Origin of the sequence: Eubacterium callanderi (genome assembly GCF_900142645.1) — a bacterium.
GTDB classification, from domain to species: domain Bacteria; phylum Bacillota; class Clostridia; order Eubacteriales; family Eubacteriaceae; genus Eubacterium; species Eubacterium callanderi.
On the sequence record NZ_FRBP01000012.1, the window covers coordinates 145,157 to 166,819 of the forward strand.

25 protein-coding genes are annotated in these 21,663 nt (G+C 52.3%); 2 read left to right on the forward strand and 23 right to left on the reverse strand.

From position 1 onward, the window contains the following. Positions 1-10: 10 nt before the first annotated feature. From BUC22_RS16580 to BUC22_RS16600, 5 genes are all read right to left on the reverse strand, one after another. On the reverse strand, positions 11-769 hold the full coding sequence (locus tag BUC22_RS16580) for an SDR family NAD(P)-dependent oxidoreductase (protein ID WP_013381166.1): 759 nt from the start codon (positions 767-769) through the stop codon (positions 11-13). A gap of 268 nt (positions 770-1,037) precedes the next feature. Further along, positions 1,038-2,537 (reverse strand): FGGY-family carbohydrate kinase, encoded by a 1,500-nt coding sequence (locus BUC22_RS16585; RefSeq protein WP_013381167.1) that lies wholly within the window; start codon positions 2,535-2,537, stop codon positions 1,038-1,040. Between the two features lie 211 nt (positions 2,538-2,748). Further along, positions 2,749-3,303 (reverse strand): glycerol-3-phosphate responsive antiterminator, encoded by a 555-nt coding sequence (locus tag BUC22_RS16590; protein WP_013381168.1) that lies wholly within the window; start codon positions 3,301-3,303, stop codon positions 2,749-2,751. A gap of 230 nt (positions 3,304-3,533) precedes the next feature. Continuing rightward, positions 3,534-5,018 carry a glycerol kinase GlpK gene (gene glpK / locus BUC22_RS16595; RefSeq protein ID WP_013381169.1) on the reverse strand — a complete coding sequence of 495 codons (1,485 nt, stop codon included), beginning with the start codon at positions 5,016-5,018 and terminating at the stop codon, positions 3,534-3,536. A gap of 310 nt (positions 5,019-5,328) precedes the next feature. Next, positions 5,329-6,096, reverse strand: a complete 768-nt coding sequence (locus BUC22_RS16600) for a ZIP family metal transporter (protein ID WP_013381171.1) — start codon at positions 6,094-6,096, stop codon at positions 5,329-5,331. A gap of 139 nt (positions 6,097-6,235) precedes the next feature. Between BUC22_RS16600 and BUC22_RS16605 the strand changes: the two genes are divergently transcribed. Beyond that, entirely contained in the window at positions 6,236-6,556 is a 321-nt protein-coding gene (locus tag BUC22_RS16605) for a nucleoside triphosphate pyrophosphohydrolase (protein WP_013381172.1), read from the forward strand. Between the two features lie 288 nt (positions 6,557-6,844). On the opposite strand, the gene BUC22_RS16610 is transcribed toward BUC22_RS16605, so the two are convergent. From BUC22_RS16610 to rplS, 5 genes are read right to left on the reverse strand one after another with little or no spacing between them, the layout of a single operon-like run. Next, on the reverse strand, positions 6,845-7,216 hold the full coding sequence (locus BUC22_RS16610; RefSeq protein WP_013381173.1) for a YraN family protein: 372 nt from the start codon (positions 7,214-7,216) through the stop codon (positions 6,845-6,847). Positions 7,217-7,236: 20 nt separating this feature from the next. Further along, the gene (locus BUC22_RS16615; RefSeq protein ID WP_013381174.1) at positions 7,237-8,025 is read right to left on the reverse strand and encodes a ribonuclease HII; all 789 of its coding nucleotides are present in this window, start codon (positions 8,023-8,025) and stop codon (positions 7,237-7,239) included. Then, entirely contained in the window at positions 8,012-8,842 is an 831-nt protein-coding gene (gene ylqF / locus BUC22_RS16620) for a ribosome biogenesis GTPase YlqF (RefSeq protein ID WP_013381175.1), read from the reverse strand. The genes BUC22_RS16615 and ylqF overlap by 14 nt, the downstream gene beginning before the upstream one ends. A 1-nt stretch (position 8,843) precedes the next feature. Next, a complete protein-coding gene (gene lepB / locus BUC22_RS16625; RefSeq protein WP_013381176.1) occupies positions 8,844-9,383 on the reverse strand; it encodes a signal peptidase I in 540 nt (179 codons plus the stop codon). A gap of 53 nt (positions 9,384-9,436) precedes the next feature. Then, positions 9,437-9,778, reverse strand: a complete 342-nt coding sequence (gene rplS / locus BUC22_RS16630; protein ID WP_013381177.1) for a 50S ribosomal protein L19 — start codon at positions 9,776-9,778, stop codon at positions 9,437-9,439. Between the two features lie 274 nt (positions 9,779-10,052). Between rplS and BUC22_RS16635 the strand changes: the two genes are divergently transcribed. Continuing rightward, complete coding sequence (locus BUC22_RS16635; protein WP_013381178.1) at positions 10,053-10,493, forward strand: GNAT family N-acetyltransferase; 441 nt, start codon at positions 10,053-10,055, stop codon at positions 10,491-10,493. A gap of 63 nt (positions 10,494-10,556) precedes the next feature. Here the strand turns inward: BUC22_RS16635 and trmD are convergent, their stop codons facing one another. The 13 genes from trmD to BUC22_RS16700 all read right to left on the reverse strand — a co-directional run bounded on the left by trmD (position 10,557) and on the right by BUC22_RS16700 (position 21,648). Beyond that, on the reverse strand, positions 10,557-11,246 hold the full coding sequence (gene trmD / locus BUC22_RS16640) for a tRNA (guanosine(37)-N1)-methyltransferase TrmD (RefSeq protein ID WP_013381179.1): 690 nt from the start codon (positions 11,244-11,246) through the stop codon (positions 10,557-10,559). Next, a complete protein-coding gene (gene rimM / locus BUC22_RS16645) occupies positions 11,243-11,758 on the reverse strand; it encodes a ribosome maturation factor RimM (protein WP_013381180.1) in 516 nt (171 codons plus the stop codon). The genes trmD and rimM overlap by 4 nt, the downstream gene beginning before the upstream one ends. A 71-nt stretch (positions 11,759-11,829) precedes the next feature. Continuing rightward, positions 11,830-12,060 carry a KH domain-containing protein gene (locus BUC22_RS16650; RefSeq protein ID WP_013381181.1) on the reverse strand — a complete coding sequence of 77 codons (231 nt, stop codon included), beginning with the start codon at positions 12,058-12,060 and terminating at the stop codon, positions 11,830-11,832. A 15-nt stretch (positions 12,061-12,075) separates the two neighbouring features. Next, positions 12,076-12,321: a 30S ribosomal protein S16 gene (gene rpsP, locus BUC22_RS16655; RefSeq protein WP_013381182.1), complete on the reverse strand. Its 246-nt coding sequence runs from the start codon at positions 12,319-12,321 to the stop codon at positions 12,076-12,078. Positions 12,322-12,370: 49 nt separating this feature from the next. Beyond that, a complete protein-coding gene (gene ffh / locus BUC22_RS16660) occupies positions 12,371-13,717 on the reverse strand; it encodes a signal recognition particle protein (protein ID WP_013381183.1) in 1,347 nt (448 codons plus the stop codon). A gap of 8 nt (positions 13,718-13,725) precedes the next feature. Next, positions 13,726-14,091: a YlxM family DNA-binding protein gene (ylxM, locus tag BUC22_RS16665; protein ID WP_041689894.1), complete on the reverse strand. Its 366-nt coding sequence runs from the start codon at positions 14,089-14,091 to the stop codon at positions 13,726-13,728. A 161-nt stretch (positions 14,092-14,252) separates the two neighbouring features. Next, a complete protein-coding gene (gene ftsY / locus BUC22_RS16670) occupies positions 14,253-15,188 on the reverse strand; it encodes a signal recognition particle-docking protein FtsY (RefSeq protein WP_013381186.1) in 936 nt (311 codons plus the stop codon). A gap of 97 nt (positions 15,189-15,285) precedes the next feature. Beyond that, positions 15,286-18,864 carry a chromosome segregation protein SMC gene (gene smc / locus BUC22_RS16675; RefSeq protein WP_013381187.1) on the reverse strand — a complete coding sequence of 1,193 codons (3,579 nt, stop codon included), beginning with the start codon at positions 18,862-18,864 and terminating at the stop codon, positions 15,286-15,288. 17 nt (positions 18,865-18,881) lie between these two features. Continuing rightward, complete coding sequence (gene rnc / locus BUC22_RS16680) at positions 18,882-19,550, reverse strand: ribonuclease III (protein ID WP_013381188.1); 669 nt, start codon at positions 19,548-19,550, stop codon at positions 18,882-18,884. A 122-nt stretch (positions 19,551-19,672) separates the two neighbouring features. Continuing rightward, positions 19,673-19,897, reverse strand: a complete 225-nt coding sequence (acpP, locus tag BUC22_RS16685; protein WP_013381190.1) for an acyl carrier protein — start codon at positions 19,895-19,897, stop codon at positions 19,673-19,675. Continuing rightward, on the reverse strand, positions 19,897-20,913 hold the full coding sequence (plsX, locus tag BUC22_RS16690; protein WP_013381191.1) for a phosphate acyltransferase PlsX: 1,017 nt from the start codon (positions 20,911-20,913) through the stop codon (positions 19,897-19,899). The genes acpP and plsX overlap by 1 nt, the downstream gene beginning before the upstream one ends. A 57-nt stretch (positions 20,914-20,970) precedes the next feature. Further along, on the reverse strand, positions 20,971-21,147 hold the full coding sequence (gene rpmF / locus BUC22_RS16695) for a 50S ribosomal protein L32 (protein ID WP_013381192.1): 177 nt from the start codon (positions 21,145-21,147) through the stop codon (positions 20,971-20,973). A gap of 30 nt (positions 21,148-21,177) precedes the next feature. Then, a complete protein-coding gene (locus BUC22_RS16700; protein ID WP_013381193.1) occupies positions 21,178-21,648 on the reverse strand; it encodes a YceD family protein in 471 nt (156 codons plus the stop codon). Positions 21,649-21,663 lie beyond the last annotated feature (15 nt).

Consider the following 21,663-nt stretch of genomic DNA (forward strand, 5'->3'; position numbering starts at 1 on the left):
TGGCCGGTTTTTACCGCATAAGCATGCCGCCAGTGGCGTCCAGCGTGGTCCCCGTCAGGTACCCGGCTGGCTCTGAGGCCATGAACACGACAATGTTTGCGATGTCCTCGGGCTCGGCCACACGGCCCAGAGGGATACGGCTTTCGTAGTAGCCGGGCTTGTTCTCGCGGGATTCCTTTGTCATGTCGGTGGCGACGATACCTAAGGCAATGCCGTTAACCGTGATCCCCCTGGGGGAAAGCTCTCTGGCCATGGAGATGGTCAGGGCGACCATGCCGGCCTTGCTGGCCGCGTAGTGGGCATGGCCGGTGGTGGAGCCGTTAAAAGCAGCCTGGGAATTGATGTTGATAATCCTGCCCGGACGCCCCTTGCCCAGATTGGATTTTGCAAAATACTGAGAGGTTAAAAATGGCCCAGTCAGGTTGACATCCAGTGAACGCTGCCAGTCCTCAAGCGGGATTTCCTGGCACCAGCCCTGGAGCCAGATGCCTGCGTTGTTGACCAGAATGTCCAGATCGCCCAGAAGCCGTTCGGCTTCCTGCATAAAGGCCAGCGTGCTCTCAGAGGACCCGAGATCCGCCGCCAGCGCGGTCGCTTTGACACCGTAGCTTTCTGCTTCCTTTGCCACTTCTTCGATGGTAGCTCCCATACGGCTGGCGCAGATGACGAGGTTAACCCCTTCCTTTGCCAGTCCCAGTGCAATGGCCCGTCCCACACCCCTGGAGGCTCCGGTGACCACTGCGTTTTTTCCTTTTAATTTTAAATCCATTTTTGCACCCCTTTTTTGTCAATTGGAAATTGAAAGTGGAAAACGGACGGCTTGGTGCTGTCCTTTTCCATTTTCAGTTTTCAACTTTTTTCTGTGAGGGGTGGTGTGCCGGACCGGCACGCCATCCCCCTTTCAATTGTTTACAGATAATCCAGAAATTTTTATTTCAAACTTGGAGCATTTCTGGATTATCTGCATTTGCTTCATTGCCGGACGACCGCTCACACTCCTTCGTCCTACCGGTTTCTTTCAGAAACCGGATTCAGCTTCAATACTCGTCCCAGATCGGGTCAAGGGCTTCGATGACTTTTTTGTACCGCGCGTATTTTTTGTCATACTCGGCGAATTTTTCCGGGTTTGGTTCGGCGGTGTACATAATGTCGACCATGGACTCGGACGCGGACTGGAAGGAATCAAAGGTTCCAGTCGCGATACCGGCGCAGATGGCTGAGCCTAAAGCGCCGAGCTCCTGGCTTCTGGCCACTTCAATAGGCACCTGAAGGATATCAGCAAACATCTGAACCCAGATTTCGGATTTGGCGACGCCGCCGGCCATACGGATCATCTTGGGCTGGTCTCTGAACTTGAGCAGCTTTTCGATGTGGTATTTGTGGCAGAAGACAATGCCTTCGTAGACAGCGCGCAGCAGGTTTTCGCGGGTGTGCCAGGATTGCAGCCCGATAAAGGCGCCCTTGGCGTTAATGTTAACATTGCTGCCGAACAGGAAGGGCAGGAATACCACGCCGCAGTCCTGGTCGCCGATGCCGTCTACACACTTGTTGGAATATTCGTAAATGTCCTTGTCGCCCAGGTTCACGTCCTTCAGGATTTCTGCCAGGAACCATTCGAGGTTGCTGGCAGAGGTCGGGCTGCCTTCCAGGATCATCCAGTAGCCCGGCATGGTGTAGATTGAGGTCATAAACAGATCCTTATCCACCACTGGCTTTTTGCTGATGTACTCATTAATGCTCCAGGTACCTGCTACCACACACATTTTTTCTTCATCGGTGATGCCCACAGCCATGGCGGAGGCATGGATGTCCATACAGCCGCCGGCCACTGGTGTTCCAGCCTTTAAGCCTGTCAGCCCTGCCACGTCCTCGGTGATATAGCCGCAGATTTCGCCGGAATACTTGAGCGGCGGCAGCTTGTCATAAATGCTTTCGAGACCCATATCGGCCAGCAGGTCCTTGTCGTAGCACACATCGCGGACATTCATGAGGCTGGAGCCCGACATATCGGCGATTTCGCCGTAGGCTTCGCCGGTCAGCTTATAGCGGATATAGTCCTTGCACATGAAAATCCACTGGGTATTTTCCAGTACATCCGGACGGTTATCCATGAACCAACGGAGCAGTGTGGTCGGCTGGCCGGCCCATACTGACTGCATGGTCTTTGGCAGGATTTTTTCAAAGGTGCCGTCCTTCATCCAGTCAATGGCGTACTGCTTGCCTCTGGAGTCGGTTGAGATCATCCCGTTGTAGGGCGCTCTCCCGTCATAGCCCATAAGGTACATGCCGTTGCCGTGGCCGGTGGCGGCCACGCCCAATACTTCTTCACCGCTGATGCCGGACTGTTCCAGCACTGCGCGGATCGCGCCGACATTGGCGGCCCACATTTCTTCACAATCTCTTTCGGTAAAACCAGGCGCTGGCTGGTACATTTCTGTTTTCCGGCTGGAAACCGCGATTTCCTTACCGTTCAGGTCGTACAGCGCCGCCTTTGTCATTGTCCCCCCGTTGTCTAAACCAAGTAAATATTTTCCCATTGTTTTTAACCCCTTTCATGGATCTATATTTTCGGCTTTTAGCCGATGGTTCACAATTTTCCGGGCCTATCTGCAGGCCCGGTCCCCCAAAATAATACGAAAAAAAGTCCCGCTTAATAAACCCACAGTCTTACACCCCTTGTGCACTGTGTGTCTATTAAGCAGGACTCACCAAAAACCATCCATGCATTACTATTTTGTTTTTAAAAGTTTACCAGAAAGCCTTTTTGCTAATGGTGATCCCTGCGAAACCGGCATGCTGTACCTTTTCGATCATCTCAGCGGTCTGGATAAAGCCTCCTGCCAACAGCGGAATCCGGGATACCCGTTTCAGCTCGTCTATAAAACCGAGGGCCGCTACGGCGGGCAGCACTTCGGCTGCGTCGACCTTGGCGGATTCCAGAATCCTCAGGCTGGTATCAAAGCCCCTTGAATCGACAATGAAGAAACGCTGCACTGTTACCAGGCCACACCGCTTGGCCATGCCGAGCTTGGTGCTGTCGGTCGACATCACGCCGTCCACCCTGTAATAGTTTTTCAGCAGCTTCATGCCCACCTGGTCACGTCCAAAGCCTCCGAGAAGCTCCAGGTTTACCCAGGCGTCCTTGCCGCTCCGGTGGACCATCTCCACCAGGGACTGCAGATTGGCGATATTGGCTTCGGTCAGGAGGACGATCTCCCTCGAACTTTTGAGGGCCACCTCTAAATCATTAAGCCGTCTGATGGACGGGATCATTTGAAATTTTCCAAAGTCAATTTTACTCATAGTCACTCACCAATTGTCTAAATATTATCACAGAAAAAAATAAACGTCAAGGAAAAAGTTGAAGGTGGAAGGTGGAAAGTGGAAAGTTAATGCGCGCTTTAGCTGACGCAAAAACGATTTAAACTGCGGCCACAGGCCACATCTGATCAAATGTGCAGAGCATATTTGTACCAAACTTTCCACCTTCACCTTTCAACCTTCTACCTAAAAAAAGCCCCGAAGGGCTTTTTTTATAACCAGTCTTTTGATTTTTCGACGGCTTTGCACCACTGGCTGTACAGGGCTTCTCTTGTCGCTTCGTCCATCTGCGGGGTGAAGACGCGGTCGGCTTCCCACAGGGCTTTGATCTGGTCTTCGTTTTCGAAGATGCCGCAGCCGAGGCCGGCAAGGTAACAAGCGCCAAGGGCGGTGGTTTCAATATCCTTTGGTCTTATAACGTTACAGTTCAGGATATCGGCCTGAAACTGCATGAGGAAATCGTTCTGGGCAGCGCCGCCGTCAACTTTGAGCTCTTTGAGCTTGACGCCGGAGTTCCGTTCCATTTCTTCGAGCAGGTCACGAGTCTGGTAGGCCATGGACTCGAGGGCCGCGCGGGCCATCTGTTCCTTGGTGGTGGCGGCGGTGATGCCGATCATCATGCCGCGGGCGTTCATGTTCCAGTGCGGCGCGCCCAGCCCGGTGAAGGCAGGTACAAAATACAGGCCGCCATTGTCCGGAATGCTTTCGGCCATGGCTTCGGTGTCCGCTGCCTTTTCGCAGATATTGACCTTATCGCGCAGCCACTGAATAACCTGTCCGGCGATAAGGATGCTGGCGCCCATGGAATATTTTACCTTGCCGTCCTTACCCCAGGCAACGGTCAGCAGGCCTTTTTCGGTTTCCGGTGCTTTGTCGCCGGTAAACATAAGCGGCACTGCGCTGGTGCCGTAAGTATTTTTCGCGGTTCCTTCTTCAAAACAGGCCTGTCCAAACAGGGCTGCGGACTGGTCACCGGCAATACCGGTGATTGGGATTTCTGCGCCAAACCATTCAGGATCGGCATAGCCGAAAAGCCCTACGGATTCCTTGACTTCTGGGAAGATCTTCCAGGGCAGATCCAGCATGTCCATAAGCTCGTCGTCCCATTTCAGTTCATAGGAATTAAAGACCATGGTTCTGGCAGCATTGGAGTAATCGGTGGCGTGTACCTTACCCTTTGTCAGGTTCCACAGCAGCCAGGAATCAATGGTGCCGAAGAGCAGGTCTCCGTTTTCAGCTTTTTCTTGGGCGGCCGGAACATTGTCTAAGACCCAGCGGATCTTGGTAGCCGAGTAGGTGGGGTCGATTACAAGACCCGTCTTCTTATTGACCATGTCGTTGCAGCCTTTTTCGATCAGACCCTGGCAGATTTCGGTGGTACGGCGGCAGCCCCAGACGATGGAATTGTGCACAGGCACGCCAGTGTTCTTATCCCACAGAGTGGTGGTTTCACGCTGGTTGGTGATGCCGATGGCTGCGATGTCTTTTCCTTCCAGGCCAGCCTTTTTAATGGCGTTGCGCGCGGTTTTCAAAGTCACATTCCAGACGGTCAGACCGCTCTGGTCCCACCATCCGGACTGCGGAAAAAACTGTTCGTATTCTTCGTAATCCAGCGCGATGGCCTTCCCCTGTTCGTTGTAAACAATCCCCCTTGAACCAGTGGTTCCCTGGTCCATAACCAAAATATACTTGCTCATACTTACAACCTCCTATAGCTCATAAATAATCTTTTTCAAGATTGTATATCATAAACCCGGATTTGTAAACGCTTGTTTTTCAGAAATTCAAAAGCTATTCCGCTGAAACCCTGATAAACACTTGTTAAATTTGCATTTTATTTTTTTTAGAACAAGAAAAAAGAGCCATGATGGCTCAGATTTTAAAAAATTGGGTTGCGGCGAAACCGCCAGTGCTTTGTCTTTCATCCCGACAGATAAAAAGGGGCAAGCCCCTCCTCCGGCTCCTCTTTTTTACGCTTAATAAAAAGGCGCTGCCGCTCTGGGATTCTTAATGTCCCGCGAGCTGAAGAAAGACATACATGAGCAGTACGCCCAGAATAATCATATAATTGACATGGTGCTGTTCCTCGTCCTGGTAAATTTTGGGAAGCAGCTCGTCGAAAACCAGGTAGAGCATGATGCCGCCTGTCATGGCGAGAAGCACTCCCTGAAATGCGGTTGTAATAAATGGCATTAATATTAAATAGCACACAATGGCCAGCAGTGCCTCGGCTACCGCCAGGCCGCCGATGAGCAGAAGGCACTTTTTCTGGCTGCATTCGAGGGTTTCAAGCTGGGCGATGATGACAAAGCCAATGGGAATATTGTGCAGGCCGATAACAAGGATCATGAACCAGGCAAGAACCGGATCTGCATTTCCTGCAACCAGAATGGACAGCAGCTCGAAGAGACTATGAAACCCAAAAGCCGCCAGAATAATATAGACCAGCTGGTGATGCCCATGGTGTTCCCGCTCGCCGGGCACCAGGTCATGGTGGTGCTGAACCGGGATCATTTTCTCAAACAGGATAATAAACAGGGCTCCGCCGGTCAGGGCCGCTGCCATAACCCACAGTGGAGTGTCAAAGGCCTCTTCTAATATCTCGTGAGCCTCGGGGATAATTCCGAAAAAGATAATGCCCAGCAGAAAACCGCCGGACAGGCCCAGCAAAAGACCGATGCTTTTTGGATATTTTTTGTTTAAGGTGACAAATATGTAGCCGCCCACCAGCATCATAGCGGCCGCTACTAAAACGCCAAAATAGATCTGTATCATAAAAACTCCTGTTGTTTTCTTCGTCTTATCTTAATTATATGCCTTTTTGGGGACGGTTAAAAGAGAAAATATTGCGTTTTTGGGGATGATCTGTTTTAAATATACCCCAAATAGGATATAATAATAACGAGGTGATGATATGAAACACGAATATAACAAATTAGTACGAGACAAAATCCCTGATATCATTCGAGAAAGCGGCCGAAGCTGTGATTACAAAATTCTTAGTGATGCAGAAGTTTTAGATGCCTTGAAGGATAAGCTTATCGAAAAGGCCAATATTTTCGCCGAACGTCCTTCTGAGGATGAAATCTCCGACATCTACGAGCTCATCGACGCCATTGTGGAAAAATTCGACTATGAACCCATGCACATCGATTATCTCAAGCTCCAGAACAAGGAGACTAAGGGCACCTATTCCGGCAACACTTTCCTGATTTCCGCAGATGACGGGAAGTGAAAAAAGCGGTCTTAGACCGCTTTTTTGCTATCAAAAAACCTTATCATTAGGAGGCAAAGTGTTAAAAAGAGGCTTGTTTAGTTGAAAGTTGAAAGTGGATAGTGGAAAGTTCAGGTGCAAATTCGCTTTGCGAATTTGATTGGAAGCGGCCTACGGCCGCCATTTTAACCGTTTTTGCTTTAGCAAAAGCGTTCATTAACCTTCCACATTCCACCTTCAACCTTCCACTTGAAACAGCCTCTTGTATTAATTTTGCTGCTGCCTTTCAACTTTTTTAACCGCTTATTTTCAATTTTCCATTAAAAACGCGTTCTCAATATGATTCACGCTGTACCCACTGTCTGGGGCGCCTGAAATCTCCACCACGTCGAAGCGCACATTCCAGTCAAAGAGGCTGTTCTCCTGCAAATACCACAGCGCGGTCTTGATCATACGCTGCTGCCTGCGGTAGTCCACCGCCTGGGCCGGGGTGCCGTAGGCATCGGTAGTCCGCAGCTTGACCTCTGTAAAGACCACTGTCTCCCCAGCCTGGCTGATCAGGTCGATCTCCCCGGTCGCCTTGCGGTAATTGCGCGCCCGGAGAACATGACCTTTTTCTTTAAGATACTGGGCCGCGATGGCCTCACCGCGGTCGCCCTTTTGCTTATTGTATTTCTTCACGCTGTTTTCCCTGCTCTGCCCTACAAAAAATTCTTAACAAACGACCGCCGGTGTATAGGGGTAAGTCCGTACTTTTTGATGGCGGCAATGTGCTCGGCGGTGCCGTATCCCACATTTCGGTCAAAGCCGTATTCGGGATACTGCTCGTGGTACGCGTGCATGAGCTTATCCCGGTATACCTTGGCCACAATACTGGCCGCGGCGATGGAATAGCAGGTGGCGTCGCCGTGGACAATCCCTCTTACTTCGGCCTGTGTCTCAATGGTGAGGGCGTCGATGAGCATGAGGTCGGGCTGGGGGTCCAGCTGGCTGACAGCCTCGCTCATGGCGCTTTTGGTTGCCTCAAGGATGTTCAGGGCGTCAATCTGCTCCGGAGTACGCAGGCCAATGGCGACGGACAGAGCCTCGGCGCGGATCTGCACATCCAGGGCTTCGCGCATTTTGGCGGAGAGCTTTTTGGAGTCATCTACATGCAGAATGGCGGAGTCCCTGGGCAGGATAACGGCCGCACATACCACCGGGCCTGCCAGCGGGCCGCGTCCCACCTCATCGCTGCCGCCGATCCTCTGGAAGCCCTCGCCGTAAAAACCTTCCTCGACAGCCTTCATCTGGGCGGTTTTCCGAACAGCGGCGCAGCGCTTTTCGTATTGGCGCTCTAAGCTCTGTCCCTGCTTTTTAACAGCGGCGCGGCTGTCCTGTGAAAGCACCTGTGCCAGGGCGGGATAGTCGTCTATATCCACGCTCTGGCACAGTTCTCTGACAGCCTTGGCCGGCATGCTTGCAATTTGTTCTGGGTTAACGCTGGTCAATTGTGATTCTCCCAACCTTTCCGTTTTTAAAATCATTCAGGAGCATTTCACTGGTCCTGAAGTAGTCGTACTCGCCCCCGCGCAGAAGGAGCCCCCGGCTCTTTGCGACCGCGTCGAAGATTTCGGGCAGGCGCTTGTCTTCAAGGTCGATTTTATACAGGGCGGCTACGTCCTGCGGGTAGTGCTCGACCAGGAATTTGAGCAGGTCGGCGGCGATGTTTTCTTTTTCAAAAATGGTGTCTTTGATGGAGCCGATCCAGGCCAGGTGAACGCCGACCGCGGGGTCCTCGAACTTAGGCCAGAGGATACCCGGTGTATCGAGCAGCATGAGGCCGTCGGGCGCGGTGAGCCACTGCTGGCCTTTAGTCACTCCAGGCTTGTTGCCGATCTGGGTCTTTTTCTTACCGATCAGGGAGTTGATGATGGTGCTCTTGCCCACGTTGGGAATCCCGCAGATCAGGCATTTGAGCTGCTTTTTATCCTTGGGGTTCAGGCTTCTGAGCTTAGCGACCAGCTCGGGCTTTTTCTTCTGGTCGAAGGCGTTGTAGAGCATGACCTCGTCCACGCCGTCTCTGCCCTTCAGGTAGTCGGCCCATTTCTGGTTCTGGTCGGGGTCGGCCAGGTCGGCCTTGTTCAGAAGCACCAGGTGCCTTTTATGCTCGGTGTACTGGTCGATATCGGGGTTCTTGCTGGCGATGGGCAGGCGGGCGTCCAGCACCTCCACCACGATGTCGATGAGCTTGAGCTTCTCGCGGATCTGGCGGCTGGCCTTGGCCATATGGCCCGGGTACCACTGGATTGCATCGTTCTTTTCCATATCAGCTCACCGATCCAAACTTGTCAAAGGGCCAGAACCTAAAGAACACGTGGCCCACGATGTCCTTGCGGTCCACAAAGCCCAGGCTTGTGAAGCGGCTGTCGGAGCTGTTGGCCCGGTTGTCGCCCATGACAAAATAGGTGCCCTCGGGCACCGTTACCTCTGGAAAATCGCCATAAGGGTCGGTGTTGACATAGGGCTCATCAATGGGCTCCCCGTTAACGTAAACGACCTGGTCCTTGATGGCGATGGTATCGCCGCCCTTGGCGATAACACGCTTGACGTATTCCACGCTGCTTGAATAATTTAAGATCACGATGTCGCCGTAATCGGGCTCGCCCAGGCGGTACTCAATTTTATTGATGATGAGGCGGTCGCCGTTTTCCAGCGTGGGGTGCATGGAGCTTCCCTGCACCAGTACAAAATCAAAGAGAAACATCTTGATGACGAAGGCCAGCACCACAGCAATGATGATGGACTGTATCCACTCTCTGGCTTCGGAATGTTCCTTTTTCACTTTGCGGTTTTCATTCTGACTCACAGAATCACTTCCTTTACATACAAAATAAGGGGCCTACAGGCCCCCTCTCGTTTTTACCGTCTTTCTTTGACTTTTGCTGCTTTACCAACTCTGTCGCGCAGGTAGTTGAGTTTTGCTCTTCTGACCTTACCACGTCTGGTAACTTCAACTTTTTCAATTTTTGGTGAGTGTACCGGGAAGGTTCTTTCGACGCCTACGCCGGAAGAAATCTTTCTTACGGTAAAGGTTTCTTTGACACCGCCGTGCTGTTTTTTCAGTACAACGCCTTCAAAAATCTGAATTCTTTCACGCTTACCTTCAATAACGCGTACGTGGACCTTTACGGTGTCCCCTACGTTAAATTCCGGTTTTTCTGCTTTCATGTTTTCCTGTTCGATTTTTTTGATAATATCCATCTCACAGCCTCCTTCAGTTCGTTTTTTGATGTTCGTATATGAAGCCCATACAGAGGACCATCTCTTGATTTCGCATACTATGATAGTATACCCTAAGACAAAATATTTGGCAAGCTGTTTTTGAAATTTTATGGCGGAAAATCTGGTAATCTCGTCGTGGACATAGCACTCGCTGTAGTAGGGCAGGATAGGTTTTTAGCACTAAAAAGATCTTTTCTTGACAATCGAGACGACGTTTGTTAAACTGGCAAAAAATTGGGAAGGAGTGGGTGCAATGCAGATAAAACCCTTGAAATATCACGAAAAAAACACGGCAATGGAGCTGGTATGGACCACCTTTTTAAAATTCGAGGCTCCGGATTACAGCGCGGCGGGCACACAGCATTTTAAAGCCTTTATTCGGGACAGCCGGGCCATCGGCGCCCTGGATATGCTGGGTGCTTTTGAGGGCAGCGTTCTCACAGGTCTCATTGCGCTGGACCCGGCTCGGCGCCACATCAGCCTTTTCTTTGTGGATGAAAGATGGCAGGGCCAAGGTGTCGGACGTCAGCTTTTTGACTGCCTTGCCCGGGAGGTACCGCACTGCCCCATCACGGTCAACGCTTCCCCCTACGCTGTCCCCATTTACAGGTGCCTAGGCTTCACCCCCACTGCTCCCGAACAGCTAACCAACGGTATCCGCTACACGCCGATGATTTATAGGCGCGAAAAATGACCGGCTCTTTCAGCCAACTGCCGCGGTTTTAGAGCGTACTCACCAGCACCCGGACGCTTTCTTTTACTTCTTCCGCTTCCACTTCTCATACAAATCCGGACGCCGGATCCTTGTCTTTTCGACGGCTTGTTCGTGCCGCCAGTCCGCGATGGCTTTGTGGTTGCCGGAGAGCAGCACCGGGGGCACCTCGCGGCCCTCAAACACCGGCGGCCTTGTGTACTGGGGGTACTCCAGCAGGTCGTTCTCAAAGGATTCCTCGCTCAGGCTCTCGTTATTGCCGAGGAAGCCGGGCAGGTGCCTGGCGATGCAGTCGGCCATGGTGAGAGCCGGCAGCTCGCCGCCGGTGAGCACGTAGTCGCCGATGGAGTATTCGTCGGTGACATAGGCCTGGATAAAGCGCTCGTCAATGCCCTCGTAGTGGCCGCAGATAAAGATCAGCCCCTCTGCCTCTGACAGGGCCTCGCCCTCCTGCTGGGTGAAGGTCCTGCCGCCTGGGCTCAGGTGGATAACCGGATAATGGGCGCCGCCCTCGATGCTTTTAAGGGCCGCAGCGATGGGCGGGGCAGCCATGACCATGCCCGCTCCGCCGCCGTAGGGGTAATCGTCCACTTTTTTATGCTTGTTGCCCGAGTAGTCCCGGATATCGATGACCTCGTAGTCCACCACGCCGCTGTCCACAGCCCGTTTCATCATGCTGTCCCCGAAATACTGGTGAATGAGGCCCGGGAACAGGGTCAGGAAATAGTATTTCATAGGTTCATCAGTTCCTCTGGAATGTCGGCGGTGATACGTTTATTCTCAAAATCCACCTTCAGGAAATAGACTTTGCGCGCCGGCACATAGACCAGCTTTTCCGGGGTTTTGATCTCAATATTGTCCACACTGCCGGCGGTCTGGATCACGTCCTTTACGACGCCGACGGGCGCGCCGTCTGTGTCTGTAACGTCCAGGCCGATGAGGTCCTCAATGAAGTATTCGTCCTCCTCCAGAGCCACTGCGTCCTCACGGTCTACAGCAACGGTGCGGCCGATGAGCTTTTCGCTCTGGTTGCGGTCGCTCACGCCTTTCAGGGTCAGGAGCACGTTGCCCTTGTGCAGGCGCACCAGCTCTACCTCGCAGCACTCCTGCTTCTGCCCGTCCTGCACATAGACGGTGTCCAGCCCGTAAAACCGGCCGGGATCATCGGTCAGGGGGTAAACCTTGAGCTCACCGCGGATGCCGTGGGCGCCCAGGATTTTACCGATCACCATGGTTTCTTTTTTCATCATTTCCTCCAAATTAAAATACGATTAAAAAAAGGGATCGTTCGGCTTTGAACAATCCCGTTTTTCCATGTCTATTGAACAATTTCCAGTACAACGCGTTTATCGTCTTTTGTAGCCGCTGCTTTGAGGACCGTACGGATTGCCTTGGCAATGCGGCCCTGCTTGCCAATCACCTTACCCATGTCCTCGTCGGCGACTTTGAGCTCCAGAACAATGCTCTGTTCCTTGTCAATTTCGTTGACGACGACTGCGTCCGGATGATCGACCAGCGCTTTAGCAATGATTTCTACAAGCTTTTTCATTACCACTCTCCTGGACTATCCAATAATATTTTCTTTTTTCAGTAATGCCTGAACCGTGTCGGTCGGTTTTGCACCATTGGCTAACCAGCCTTTGATGGCTTCAGCGTTCAGTTTTAATTCTGCGGGTTCTACGCATGGATTGTAGAAACCTACTTCTTCGATGAATTTACCATCTCTTGGTGCGCGGATGTCCGCAACGACGACTCTATAGAAAGGTTTTTTCTTTTTACCCATTCTTTTTAATCTGATTTTAACTGCCATTTTATTTCCCCCTTTCTGTGAAATTGCTAAATTAATTTATAATAAAAGCTTACATAAACGGTAGCTTGAACCGTCCTTTTTTGGCCTTGCCCTGCATGGCGCCCATCTGCTTCATCATCTTTTTGGTCTGCTCAAAGCCTTTGAGCATCCGGTTGACGTCGGAGACTGTGGTGCCGCTGCCGAGCGCGATGCGCTTCCTGCGGCTACCGTTAATAATTCCGGGCTTCAGCCTTTCCTCGGGCGTCATGGAACGGATAATGGCCTCGGTCTGTTTGGTCTGTCCCTCGGCGGCGTCCATGTTCATGCCCTTCAGCATTTTTTTGTTGACCCCGGGCATCATTTCCATCAGATCGCCGATGGAGCCCAGCTCCTGGAGCTGCTGCATCTGGTCCAGAAAATCGTTGAGGTCAAATTCCTGGGTTCTCAGCTTTTCCTCGAGCGCTCTGGCCTTTTCCTCGTCGATCATGTTCTGTGCCTTGTCAATGAGTGACAGGACATCGCCCATGCCCAGAATCCGGTTGGCCATGCGGTCGGGGTAAAAAAGCTCAATATCGGTCAGCTTTTCGCCGGTCCCGATGTATTTGATGGTTTTCCCAGTGGTGTAGGTGACAGACAGCGCCGCCCCGCCACGGGTATCCCCATCCAGTTTGGTTAAAACAACGCCGGTAATTTCCAGCTGCCTGTTAAATTCGTCGGCCACATTCACGGATTCCTGACCGGTCATGCCATCGACCACCAACAGGATCTCGGTTGGTTCGAGCAGCTCCTTGAGGTCTACCAGCTCGTTCATCAGGGTTTCGTCGATCTGGAGGCGCCCGGCGGTATCAATGATCATCAGGTTGTAACCCTCAGTCTCGGCAAATTCCAGGGCCTTTTTGGCAATGACTCTGGGATCCTTCTCGTCCTTGTTTAGGTAAACGGGAATGTCCAGCTCCTTGCCCAGTATTTCTAACTGGTCGATGGCCGCGGGACGGTAGACGTCACAGGCCACCAGCAGTGGTTTAAACTTCTTTTCCTTGCGCAGAAGGTTCGCGATTTTGGCCGCGGTGGTGGTTTTACCCGCCCCCTGGAGCCCCACCATCATAAAGATGTTGATGCCCTGCTCCACAAATTCCATTTTCTGGAGCTCACCGCCCAGCAGCTTGGTCATCTCGTCGTTGACGATTTTAATGAACTGCTGTCCCGGGGTCAGAGATTTTAAGACCTCCTCGCCCACGGCGCGCTCGCTCACAGCCTTTGTGAACTGTTTGACAACCTTGAAGTTGACGTCGGCTTCCAAAAGCGCCAGCTTGATTTCGCGGCTGGCAGCCTTAATGTCCTCTTCGCTCAGCTTGCCCTTGCGTTTTAAGTTTGAGAAGATGTTTTGAAATTTTTCATTCAAGCCTTCAAAAATCATGATATCACCTAATAATCTTCGCTAATTCTGTTCATTTTCTCTTTGATGGCTGTCAGCTCACTGCCCAGAGCCGGATGCTCTGCGACCAGCTCGGTCTTGAGAAGCGCTTCCAGCTCGAGGATCACACCGTCGATGAGCTCCTGGCTTTTTAAAAACCGCTCAACCAGCTTCAGCTTGTCCTCGTAGGCCTGCATCTGCGCTTTGGAACGCTTGACCACGTCGTAGACGCCCTGCCTTGTGACATGAACCACATCGCCGATTTCGGCCAGATTATAATCATCGTTATAATAATAATCCATGATCATTTTCTGCTTGTCTGTCAGCAATTCTCCGTAAAAATCAAAGAGTAACCGCTCTAATACGTTCTTTTCCATAAGCACCTTCAACAGCGCGTAAAGTCTCTTCCCTTTACGCACTTACCTATTTTAAGGTTTTTCGATCGGCTTGTCAAGCCTTTTTCGCCTTTGTCAAGAAAAAAACTTGACAGGTTAAGCAACCGAAAGGTTTTTGGACCTTAGCTTTCCACTTTCCAGTTTTAATCTTCCATTTCTTCATTCTGTCCGCCGCCCTCATACAGCATGCGCACAAATTCGCCGGCGTCAAAATCAATGAGGTCTTCGGGCTTTTCCCCGATGCCCACATACTCGATGGGCACCTGAAGCTCGTCGATGATGGCAATGGCCACGCCGCCCTTGGCGGTACCGTCCATTTTGGTCATGACAATGCCGTCCAAGTGTACGGCGTCGTTGAAGGTTTTGGCCTGGTTCAGTGCGTTCTGGCCTGTGGTCGCGTCGAGCACCAGCAGGTTATGCACGCTAAAGCCCTGCCCCTCCCGTTCTACGACCCGGGTGATCTTTTCAAGCTCTTTCATCAGGTTAACCTTGTTGTGCAGGCGCCCGGCAGTGTCGCAGAGCAGGATATCTGCGCCCCGGGCCCGTGCGGCGCCGATGGCGTCAAAGACGACGGATGAAGGGTCCGCTCCTTGCACACTCTTGATAATGTCCACACCCACGCGGTCAGCCCACACGTCCAGCTGTTCGGCCGCGGCGGCTCTGAAGGTGTCGGCCGCGGCCACCATGACCTTTTTGCCCTGGTCCTTGTACTTCTGGGCCAGCTTGGCGATGGTGGTGGTTTTGCCCACACCGTTGACGCCCACCACCAGCATGATCACTGGTAATTCGGTCTGGTGTTTTTCCACCTCGACCATCTCGGTCATGATCTGCCTGAGCAGATCCATGACGTCCTGCTTGGCCTTGGTCTTGGTCTCCTTGATCTGCTCACGCAGGGTTTCGGTGATCTTGGTGGCGGTTTCGATGCCCAGGTCGGAAAGGATAAAGGTTTCCTCCAGCTCATCGAAAAAATCATCGTCGAGGTCGCCGTAGTACACAACGTTCTCGACCTTCTGTATAAAGCTATCTTTTGTCTTTTTGAGCTTTTGGCACATCCGCTCATAAAGGGTCAGTTCTGACATTTCACACCTCGTTTTCTAAATTAAAAATTAAAAATGGAAAATTCAGGTGCGAATTGGCTTTGCCAATTCGATTGATATTCTAAAATTTTCCATTTTGTTAAGCTCCCGGCTCAATATAATCCGACAGCCTTACCGCCACCAGCTTGGAGATCCCATTTTTGGCCATGGAAACGCCGTATATGGCGTCGCAGGCCTCCAAGGTGCTCTTACGGTGGGTGATGATAATAAACTGGTTGTCGGTGGCAATATGCTCTAAATAGCTAGTGAACCGGTAGATGTTATGGTCGTCCAAAGCGGCGTCGATCTCGTCGATGACGCAGAAGGGCGACGGGTTCAGCTCCAGGAAGGAGAACAGCAGCGCGATGGCGATCATGGATTTCTCGCCCCCTGACAGCAGGGAAATGTGGCGCAGGTTCTTGCCTGGCGGCTGGGCCACCAGCTCAATGCCGCTTTCCAGCACGTTTTCGGGGTCGGTATACTCGATGTGGGCCTTGCCGCCCTCAAAGAGGATGCCGAAGATCCGGGTGAATTTCTTCTGGAGCTCGGCGAACTGCTTTGCAAACTGCCGCTCCATGGATTCGTACAGGCTGTCAATAATGCGCTCCAGCTCGCCCTTGGCCTTGGTCAGGTCCTTGTACTGGGCGCTCATAAAGCCGTAGCGCTCGTTCAGCTCTAAATATTCCTCGATGGCCCCCACGTTCACATTGCCCATGGCGGCCATGCGGCCCTTTAAGCTGCGCTGGTTCTCGGGGCTCAGGTCCAGGTCCTCCTGGCTCAGGGCCTCGTAGATGTCCCCCACCATGACAAAGTTCATGTCATAGCTCTCGAAGATATTTTCTTCCCAGTGGGTCATCTGCATCTCCAGCTTATTCTTTGCCATCTCGGCGTTGTTCTTTGTCTCATTCTGCAGGATGAGCTGATGGTTCAGGTCCTTGATCTCCTGCTCCAGAGCCTCGCTGATGGCGGTCTGCTCTCGCGTCTCGGTGGAGAAGCTCTCTAAGGCCGCGCGCTTTTCATCCACGGCTGCCTGCAGCTCCTCGGTCTCGACCTTCAGGACCTCACAGCGGGTGCGGTGCAGGGCGCTGCTCTCGCGGCAGGCCCGGATCTCACTCTCGACCTTTTTCTCACGGCTGATGCAGGTCTCGATCTGGCTGTGGATCATGGCCATCTGCTGCTCCAGGGAGCGGATGCCCTCATTGTCCCGGGCCAGCTTGATCCGCCCCTCGGAGATTTTGCGGTTCAGGCCCTCGATGGCCCCGCGGACCACCTCGATGTACTCGGCGCTGCCGGTATCGTCCTGCTCCATTTCCGCCTCCAGAGCGGCCAGCTCGGCCTCCTTCTGAGCCACCGTTTCCCGCAGGCGCTTTTCATTTTCAAGCGAGCTTCCCGCATCGTCCTGCAGGCTTTTAAAAATGCGGTCGCTCTCGGCCATGCGCTTTTTGGTGGTCTCCAGGTTCTGGGTAATTTTCCAGTGCTCCTGCTCCACGCTGTTCAGGCGCAGCTCGGCCTTTTTGGCGGCCTCTTTCAGGGCCTCATAGGCCTTAAAGGCCTCGCGGTAGGCGGCCTTGATCTTGAGTTTTTCGCTGTCCTGCCGTTTCATCTCGACTTCCAGCTTTTCGATCTCGGCCTTTTTAAACAGGGGCGACTGCTTGCCGCTCTTGGTGTACCCCCCCACGATGGCGCCGCCGGGGTAAAAGATTTCGCCCTCCAGGGTCACCACCGTATATTTGCCGAATATGGCTTTCTGGATGGCCCGCCCGGCGTTAAAATCGGCGGCCACCACAATGCGGCCCAGCAGGCTCTCGATGACCCGCTTAAACCGGGGTCCGTACTCTACCAGCTCGGAAGCGATGCCCTCAAAGCCCGGCGTGCGGGACAGGATCTCTAGATCCCTGGCCTCTACTCGGCCATAGCGCAGGTTGTCCAGGGGCAAAAAGGTCGCCCGGCCTGCCCGCTGTTTCTTCAAAATATTGATGCACTGGTTGGCAGTGGTCACGTCCTCCACCACAATGTTCTGGCTTTTGGCCCCCAGGGCCACGTCCACAGCCATGGTAAAGCGGTCAGGGATGGACAGGAGCTCTCCGACCGGGCCGTAGACCTTGTTGATCATATCGCCCAGGTGCTCCCGGGAGTTCATGATGGTCCGGATGCTCGGGAAGTAGTCGCTGTAATTTTTCTGGACGCTCTTGAGATAATCGCGCTGGGAAAGGTTAACCTTGTAATTATTTTCCAGCACGCTGTAGTCATTTTTCAGGCCCTGGGCTTTTTTCTCAGCCTCCTCGGTCTGATTTCTGAGGCTCTCGGTCTCTGCCGCCAGACGGGCGCGGGTGCGCTCGTTCTGCTCGGCCTCCAGCAGGGTATCGGAGAGCAGCTGGCTGCTGCGCTCCTGCTCTGCGCTCACGCGCTTCAGCTGGTCCTCGTGAAAGCTTTTCTTGGTGGTAAAGCCAGCCAGTCGGGTTTTCAGGTCCAGCAGGGTATCGTTCAGCACAGCCCGCTGCTGCTCCCGTTCTTCCCTCAGGCTCACGCCCTCGGCCTGCTTCAGCTTTTCGGCTTCCAGCTCGGCCTGGTGCCGGCTTTTCTCGTCCACCAGCTTCTGCAGGTCGGCGTTCTCGGCCTCGTAGGCCTGGGCCGCCGCGTCGCGGGAGGCGGTCAGCTCATCATACTCGGCCTGGAAGCGGCCGTGCTCGTCCAGGTGGGCGTTCAGGTCCTGGGTAAGCCGCTCGGCGTTGGCGGACTCGTTCTCGCTTTTGCCCTGGGTTATGAGGAGCTCACGCTCGCACTCACCAATGCGCTTTTTCAGCTGCTCCAGGGCCTCTGCCATGGCGTCGGCCTGCTCGGTAATGCCCCGGATATTGCCCCGGGCGTTCTGGAAGGCGCGGTCCTTTTCCTCGGTCTTTTTCTCGATCTCAAAAATCTGGAACCGGACCTCGGCCAGCTGCTTCTCGTAGGCGGCCAGCTGCTCTGAGGCGTCCTTCATGTTGTGGTAGAACACCATGAGGTCGACCTTTTTAAGGGCCTCCCGCAGCTCCAGGTACTCCTTGGCCTTTTCGGACTGGGCTTTTAAGGGCTTCAGCTGTTTTTCAATTTCTTCCAGGATGTCCTTCAGGCGCTCCAGGTTATTCTGGGTGTTCTCAAGCTTTTTCTCGGCCTCCTGCTTCTTGGTCTTGTAGTTGACAATGCCGACAGCCTCCTCCACAATGCCGCGAAGCTCCTGGGGGCTGGCGCCGATAATATTCTCAATCCCGCCCTGGCTGATAAGGGAATACCCATTTTTGCCAAGGCCGGTGTCCATAAACAGCTCATGGATATCCTTGAGCTTGCAGCTTTTCTGGTTCATGCGGTATTCGCTCTCGCCGGAGCGGAAAAGCCGCCTGGTGATGACAATCTCGTCCAGATTGTCCAGGGTAAAGCCGCTGGTATTGTCTAAGGTCAGGGTAACCTCTGCGTAGTTGAGGGGTTTCTTTTTCTCAGTTCCGGAGAAGATAACATCCTCCATCTTCTTACCCCTCAGGGACTTGGTGCTCTGTTCACCCAGCACCCAGCGGATCGCGTCGGTTATATTACTCTTCCCGCTGCCGTTGGGGCCGACAATGGCCGACACCCCCTTGGAAAATTCCAGCTCTACGGGCTCCGCAAATGATTTAAACCCGGCCAGGGCCAGTTTTTTCAGGTACAACCGCACACCTCCTCTTTTTATTCACTCTTTTTGTCTTTAAACAGATAGTTTTTCGCCGCGTTCTGCTCGGCTTCTTTCTTACTCTTACCGGTCCCCTTGCTCACGACCACGCCGTTAAAGGTCAGGTCGATGAAAAAGGTCTTGTTGTGCTCCGGCCCCTCGGATTTTTCCAGCACATACTCGATGGCGTTGTCACTGTGCTTCTGGATCTGCTCCTGAAGCTCGGTTTTGTAATCCTTGATGAGCCCGCCGCTCAGGGCCAGCTCGATGTTTTTTTCAAGGGTTCCCAGCACGACCTTTTTGGTGGTGTCATAGTCGCTGTCTAAAAATACCGCGCCCATCACTGCCTCAAAGGCGTTGGCCAGATTGGATTTGCGTTTTCTGCCCCCGGTTACAATTTCCCCCTTGCCGAGGAGCATATATTCCCCCAGATTCAGGTCAGAGGCGGCCTGGGACAAGGATTCGGCACATACAATATTGGAGCGGATTTTCGTCATCTTTCCCTCGGAAAGCTTGTTGTATTTATACAAATACTCGCTGATAATCAGTTCCAATACTGCATCCCCCAAAAACTCCAGGCGTTCATTGTTCGTGGTCGTTCCTGAATGTGAGCTGTGGGTCAGCGCCACCTTCAGAAGTTCCTTGTCCTTAAATGTGTAAGCAATGCGATCTTCAATTCTCTTCATTCTTTTCCACCTCACTTTTTAGTGCGGCGGCCGCCTTCCCCCGGGCGGCCAGCCTTTTCATATAAGTAAAACCTGTTAAATTCAGGCCAAAACGAAAGAAAAGTCCGCAAAGGGACTTTTGTTTAGTTTAGTGCGTTTACGATATCACCAACGGTTTTAATGTTTTCGAGCTCTTCATCCGGCATTTTAACGCCGAATTCTTCCTCAAAGGCCATGACCAGCTCAATGACGTCCAAAGAGTCTGCTTCCAGGTCCTCCATCAGAGAGGACTCCATGGTGATCTTTGCCGGATCAAGCTCCAGCTGTTCCGCGATAATTTCCTGAACTTTTGCAAATTTTTCTTCCATTATTCTTTCTCCTGTTCCTTAGCTGCCTTTTCTTCCTGTAATTTGGCAGTGATTTTGCCCAGAACATCGTTGTCAATAAACTTAATGCTCTGGTTAATGGCGTTTTTGATGGCATAGGCGCCACTGCTACCGTGGGCCTTGATGATGCCGCCCTTCACGCCCAAAAACGGTGCTCCGCCGGCTTCGTCTGAGTCAAACTGCTTCTTGAACTGTTTCAGGTCGTTTTTGATGAGCGCCCCGCCGATCTTGCCCTTGGCAGAGCCCATGATGGATTTTTTGATCCCTTTCATCAGGTAGCTGGACAGACCCTCGAGCAGCTTGAGCACAATGTTGCCTGTAAAGCCGTCACACACCAGTATATCCACATCGGTCGTGGGAATATCCCGGGCTTCGACATTGCCCACAAAATTCAGGTCACTGTTTTTAAGCAGCTGGTAAGCTTCCTTGACCATGATGCTGCCCTTTTCCTCCTCAGAGCCAATGTTGACCAGGCCTACCTTAGGATTCTTTTTACCCAAAACGCTCTCAAAATAGACATGTCCCAGCATGGCGAACTGTTCCAGATACTCGGACTTGCAGTCTGCATTGGCCCCGGTATCAATGAGCAGCACCACGCCGCCGTCCTTTGGCAGCGCAGCCGCCAGCGCCGGACGCTTGATCCCCTTGATCCTCCCCAGTTTAAGAAGCCCGCCGGAAAGCAGCGCGCCTGTGCTGCCCGCTGAAATGAGCACGCTGTCAGGATCGCCCTTCATGGCGTTTAAGGCCACCACCAGTGAGGAATCCTCTTTTCTGCGGATCGCCATTGCCGGCTCCTCGTCAAAACCGATGACGGTCTGCGCGTGGAGCACCTTTATCTTATCCTGTGGATAGGTATATTTTGCCAGCTCCTGCTTTACGATGTCCTCCTTACCCACAAGGGTGAGGGCCACACCGTATTCCTTGACTGCGTCCACTGCGCCTTTGACAATCTCGACCGGCGCGTTGTCGCCGCCCATTGCATCGACGAATATATTCACGTTAACACCTTCCTAAAAATAACTCCGTATAGAGAAAAAACAGAGTCGGAACTCTGTTTAGTCTTCAATCATTACATTTACATCTTTATAGGTTCCGCAGGATTTGCATACGCGGTGTGGTAATTTGATTTCACCACATTTTGGGCATACGCTCATACCAGGGATATTCAGTTTGTAATGTGTTCTTCTCTTGTCTCTTCTAGATTTAGAAATTTTACTCTTTGGTACTGCCATCTTTTACACCTCCTATGTTTAAGTCACATCTTACAGTAGCTTTTTAAGGGCTTCCATCCTCGGATCAATATCCGAGTCATCCCCGCAACTGCATTGTTCTTGATTTAAGTTTGCTCCACAACTTGGACATAACCCCTTACAGTCTTCGTCACACAAAACCTTAAACGGCTCGTTGATAAAGAGACACTCCTCAACATAGGGCACCATATCAATGGTCTCCGTACCCGGGTCCGTTTCGATCGTATCCTCGAATTCAAAGACACTGCTAACGGGGGTGGGTGTAAGACAGCGGGCGCAGGGATAAACAATCACTCCGGTCAAAGTAAACTTCATCAAAAACTCAGTAGCCCCGAGCTTTTTAATGCTGCCCTTCACCAAAGCGCCGTTTTCATCCAGCTTTCCCTCATAATCGTCCCCATATCCTTTGAGATCATCCTGAAACAGACGAAATTCATAATTCAGGGTTTCATCATTTAATAATTTTAAAACATTAATAATCATTTCATAACTCCAAAT

What these genes read in the sequence shown, in the direction of transcription:
- rimM (WP_013381180.1), bottom strand. Translation starts at nt 11,758, where the DNA reads ATGAAAAAAGAAACCATGGTGATCGGTAAAATCCTGGGCGCCCACGGC.
- ylqF (WP_013381175.1), bottom strand. Translation starts at nt 8,842, where the DNA reads ATGGAAAAGAACGATGCAATCCAGTGGTACCCGGGCCATATGGCCAAG.
- BUC22_RS16585 (WP_013381167.1), bottom strand. Translation starts at nt 2,537, where the DNA reads ATGGGAAAATATTTACTTGGTTTAGACAACGGGGGGACAATGACAAAG.
- BUC22_RS16590 (WP_013381168.1), bottom strand. Translation starts at nt 3,303, where the DNA reads ATGAGTAAAATTGACTTTGGAAAATTTCAAATGATCCCGTCCATCAGA.
- rpmF (WP_013381192.1), bottom strand. Translation starts at nt 21,147, where the DNA reads ATGGCAGTACCAAAGAGTAAAATTTCTAAATCTAGAAGAGACAAGAGA.
- BUC22_RS16580 (WP_013381166.1), bottom strand. Translation starts at nt 769, where the DNA reads ATGGATTTAAAATTAAAAGGAAAAAACGCAGTGGTCACCGGAGCCTCC.
- glpK (WP_013381169.1), bottom strand. Translation starts at nt 5,018, where the DNA reads ATGAGCAAGTATATTTTGGTTATGGACCAGGGAACCACTGGTTCAAGG.
- BUC22_RS16635 (WP_013381178.1), top strand. Translation starts at nt 10,053, where the DNA reads ATGCAGATAAAACCCTTGAAATATCACGAAAAAAACACGGCAATGGAG.
- rpsP (WP_013381182.1), bottom strand. Translation starts at nt 12,321, where the DNA reads ATGGCAGTTAAAATCAGATTAAAAAGAATGGGTAAAAAGAAAAAACCT.
- acpP (WP_013381190.1), bottom strand. Translation starts at nt 19,897, where the DNA reads ATGGAAGAAAAATTTGCAAAAGTTCAGGAAATTATCGCGGAACAGCTG.
- trmD (WP_013381179.1), bottom strand. Translation starts at nt 11,246, where the DNA reads ATGAAATACTATTTCCTGACCCTGTTCCCGGGCCTCATTCACCAGTAT.
- BUC22_RS16700 (WP_013381193.1), bottom strand. Translation starts at nt 21,648, where the DNA reads ATGATTATTAATGTTTTAAAATTATTAAATGATGAAACCCTGAATTAT.
- rplS (WP_013381177.1), bottom strand. Translation starts at nt 9,778, where the DNA reads ATGGATATTATCAAAAAAATCGAACAGGAAAACATGAAAGCAGAAAAA.
- rnc (WP_013381188.1), bottom strand. Translation starts at nt 19,550, where the DNA reads ATGAAGAGAATTGAAGATCGCATTGCTTACACATTTAAGGACAAGGAA.
- ylxM (WP_041689894.1), bottom strand. Translation starts at nt 14,091, where the DNA reads ATGGAAAAGAACGTATTAGAGCGGTTACTCTTTGATTTTTACGGAGAA.
- BUC22_RS16605 (WP_013381172.1), top strand. Translation starts at nt 6,236, where the DNA reads ATGAAACACGAATATAACAAATTAGTACGAGACAAAATCCCTGATATC.
- BUC22_RS16650 (WP_013381181.1), bottom strand. Translation starts at nt 12,060, where the DNA reads ATGAAAAAGCTTGTAGAAATCATTGCTAAAGCGCTGGTCGATCATCCG.
- ftsY (WP_013381186.1), bottom strand. Translation starts at nt 15,188, where the DNA reads ATGTCAGAACTGACCCTTTATGAGCGGATGTGCCAAAAGCTCAAAAAG.
- ffh (WP_013381183.1), bottom strand. Translation starts at nt 13,717, where the DNA reads ATGATTTTTGAAGGCTTGAATGAAAAATTTCAAAACATCTTCTCAAAC.
- BUC22_RS16600 (WP_013381171.1), bottom strand. Translation starts at nt 6,096, where the DNA reads ATGATACAGATCTATTTTGGCGTTTTAGTAGCGGCCGCTATGATGCTG.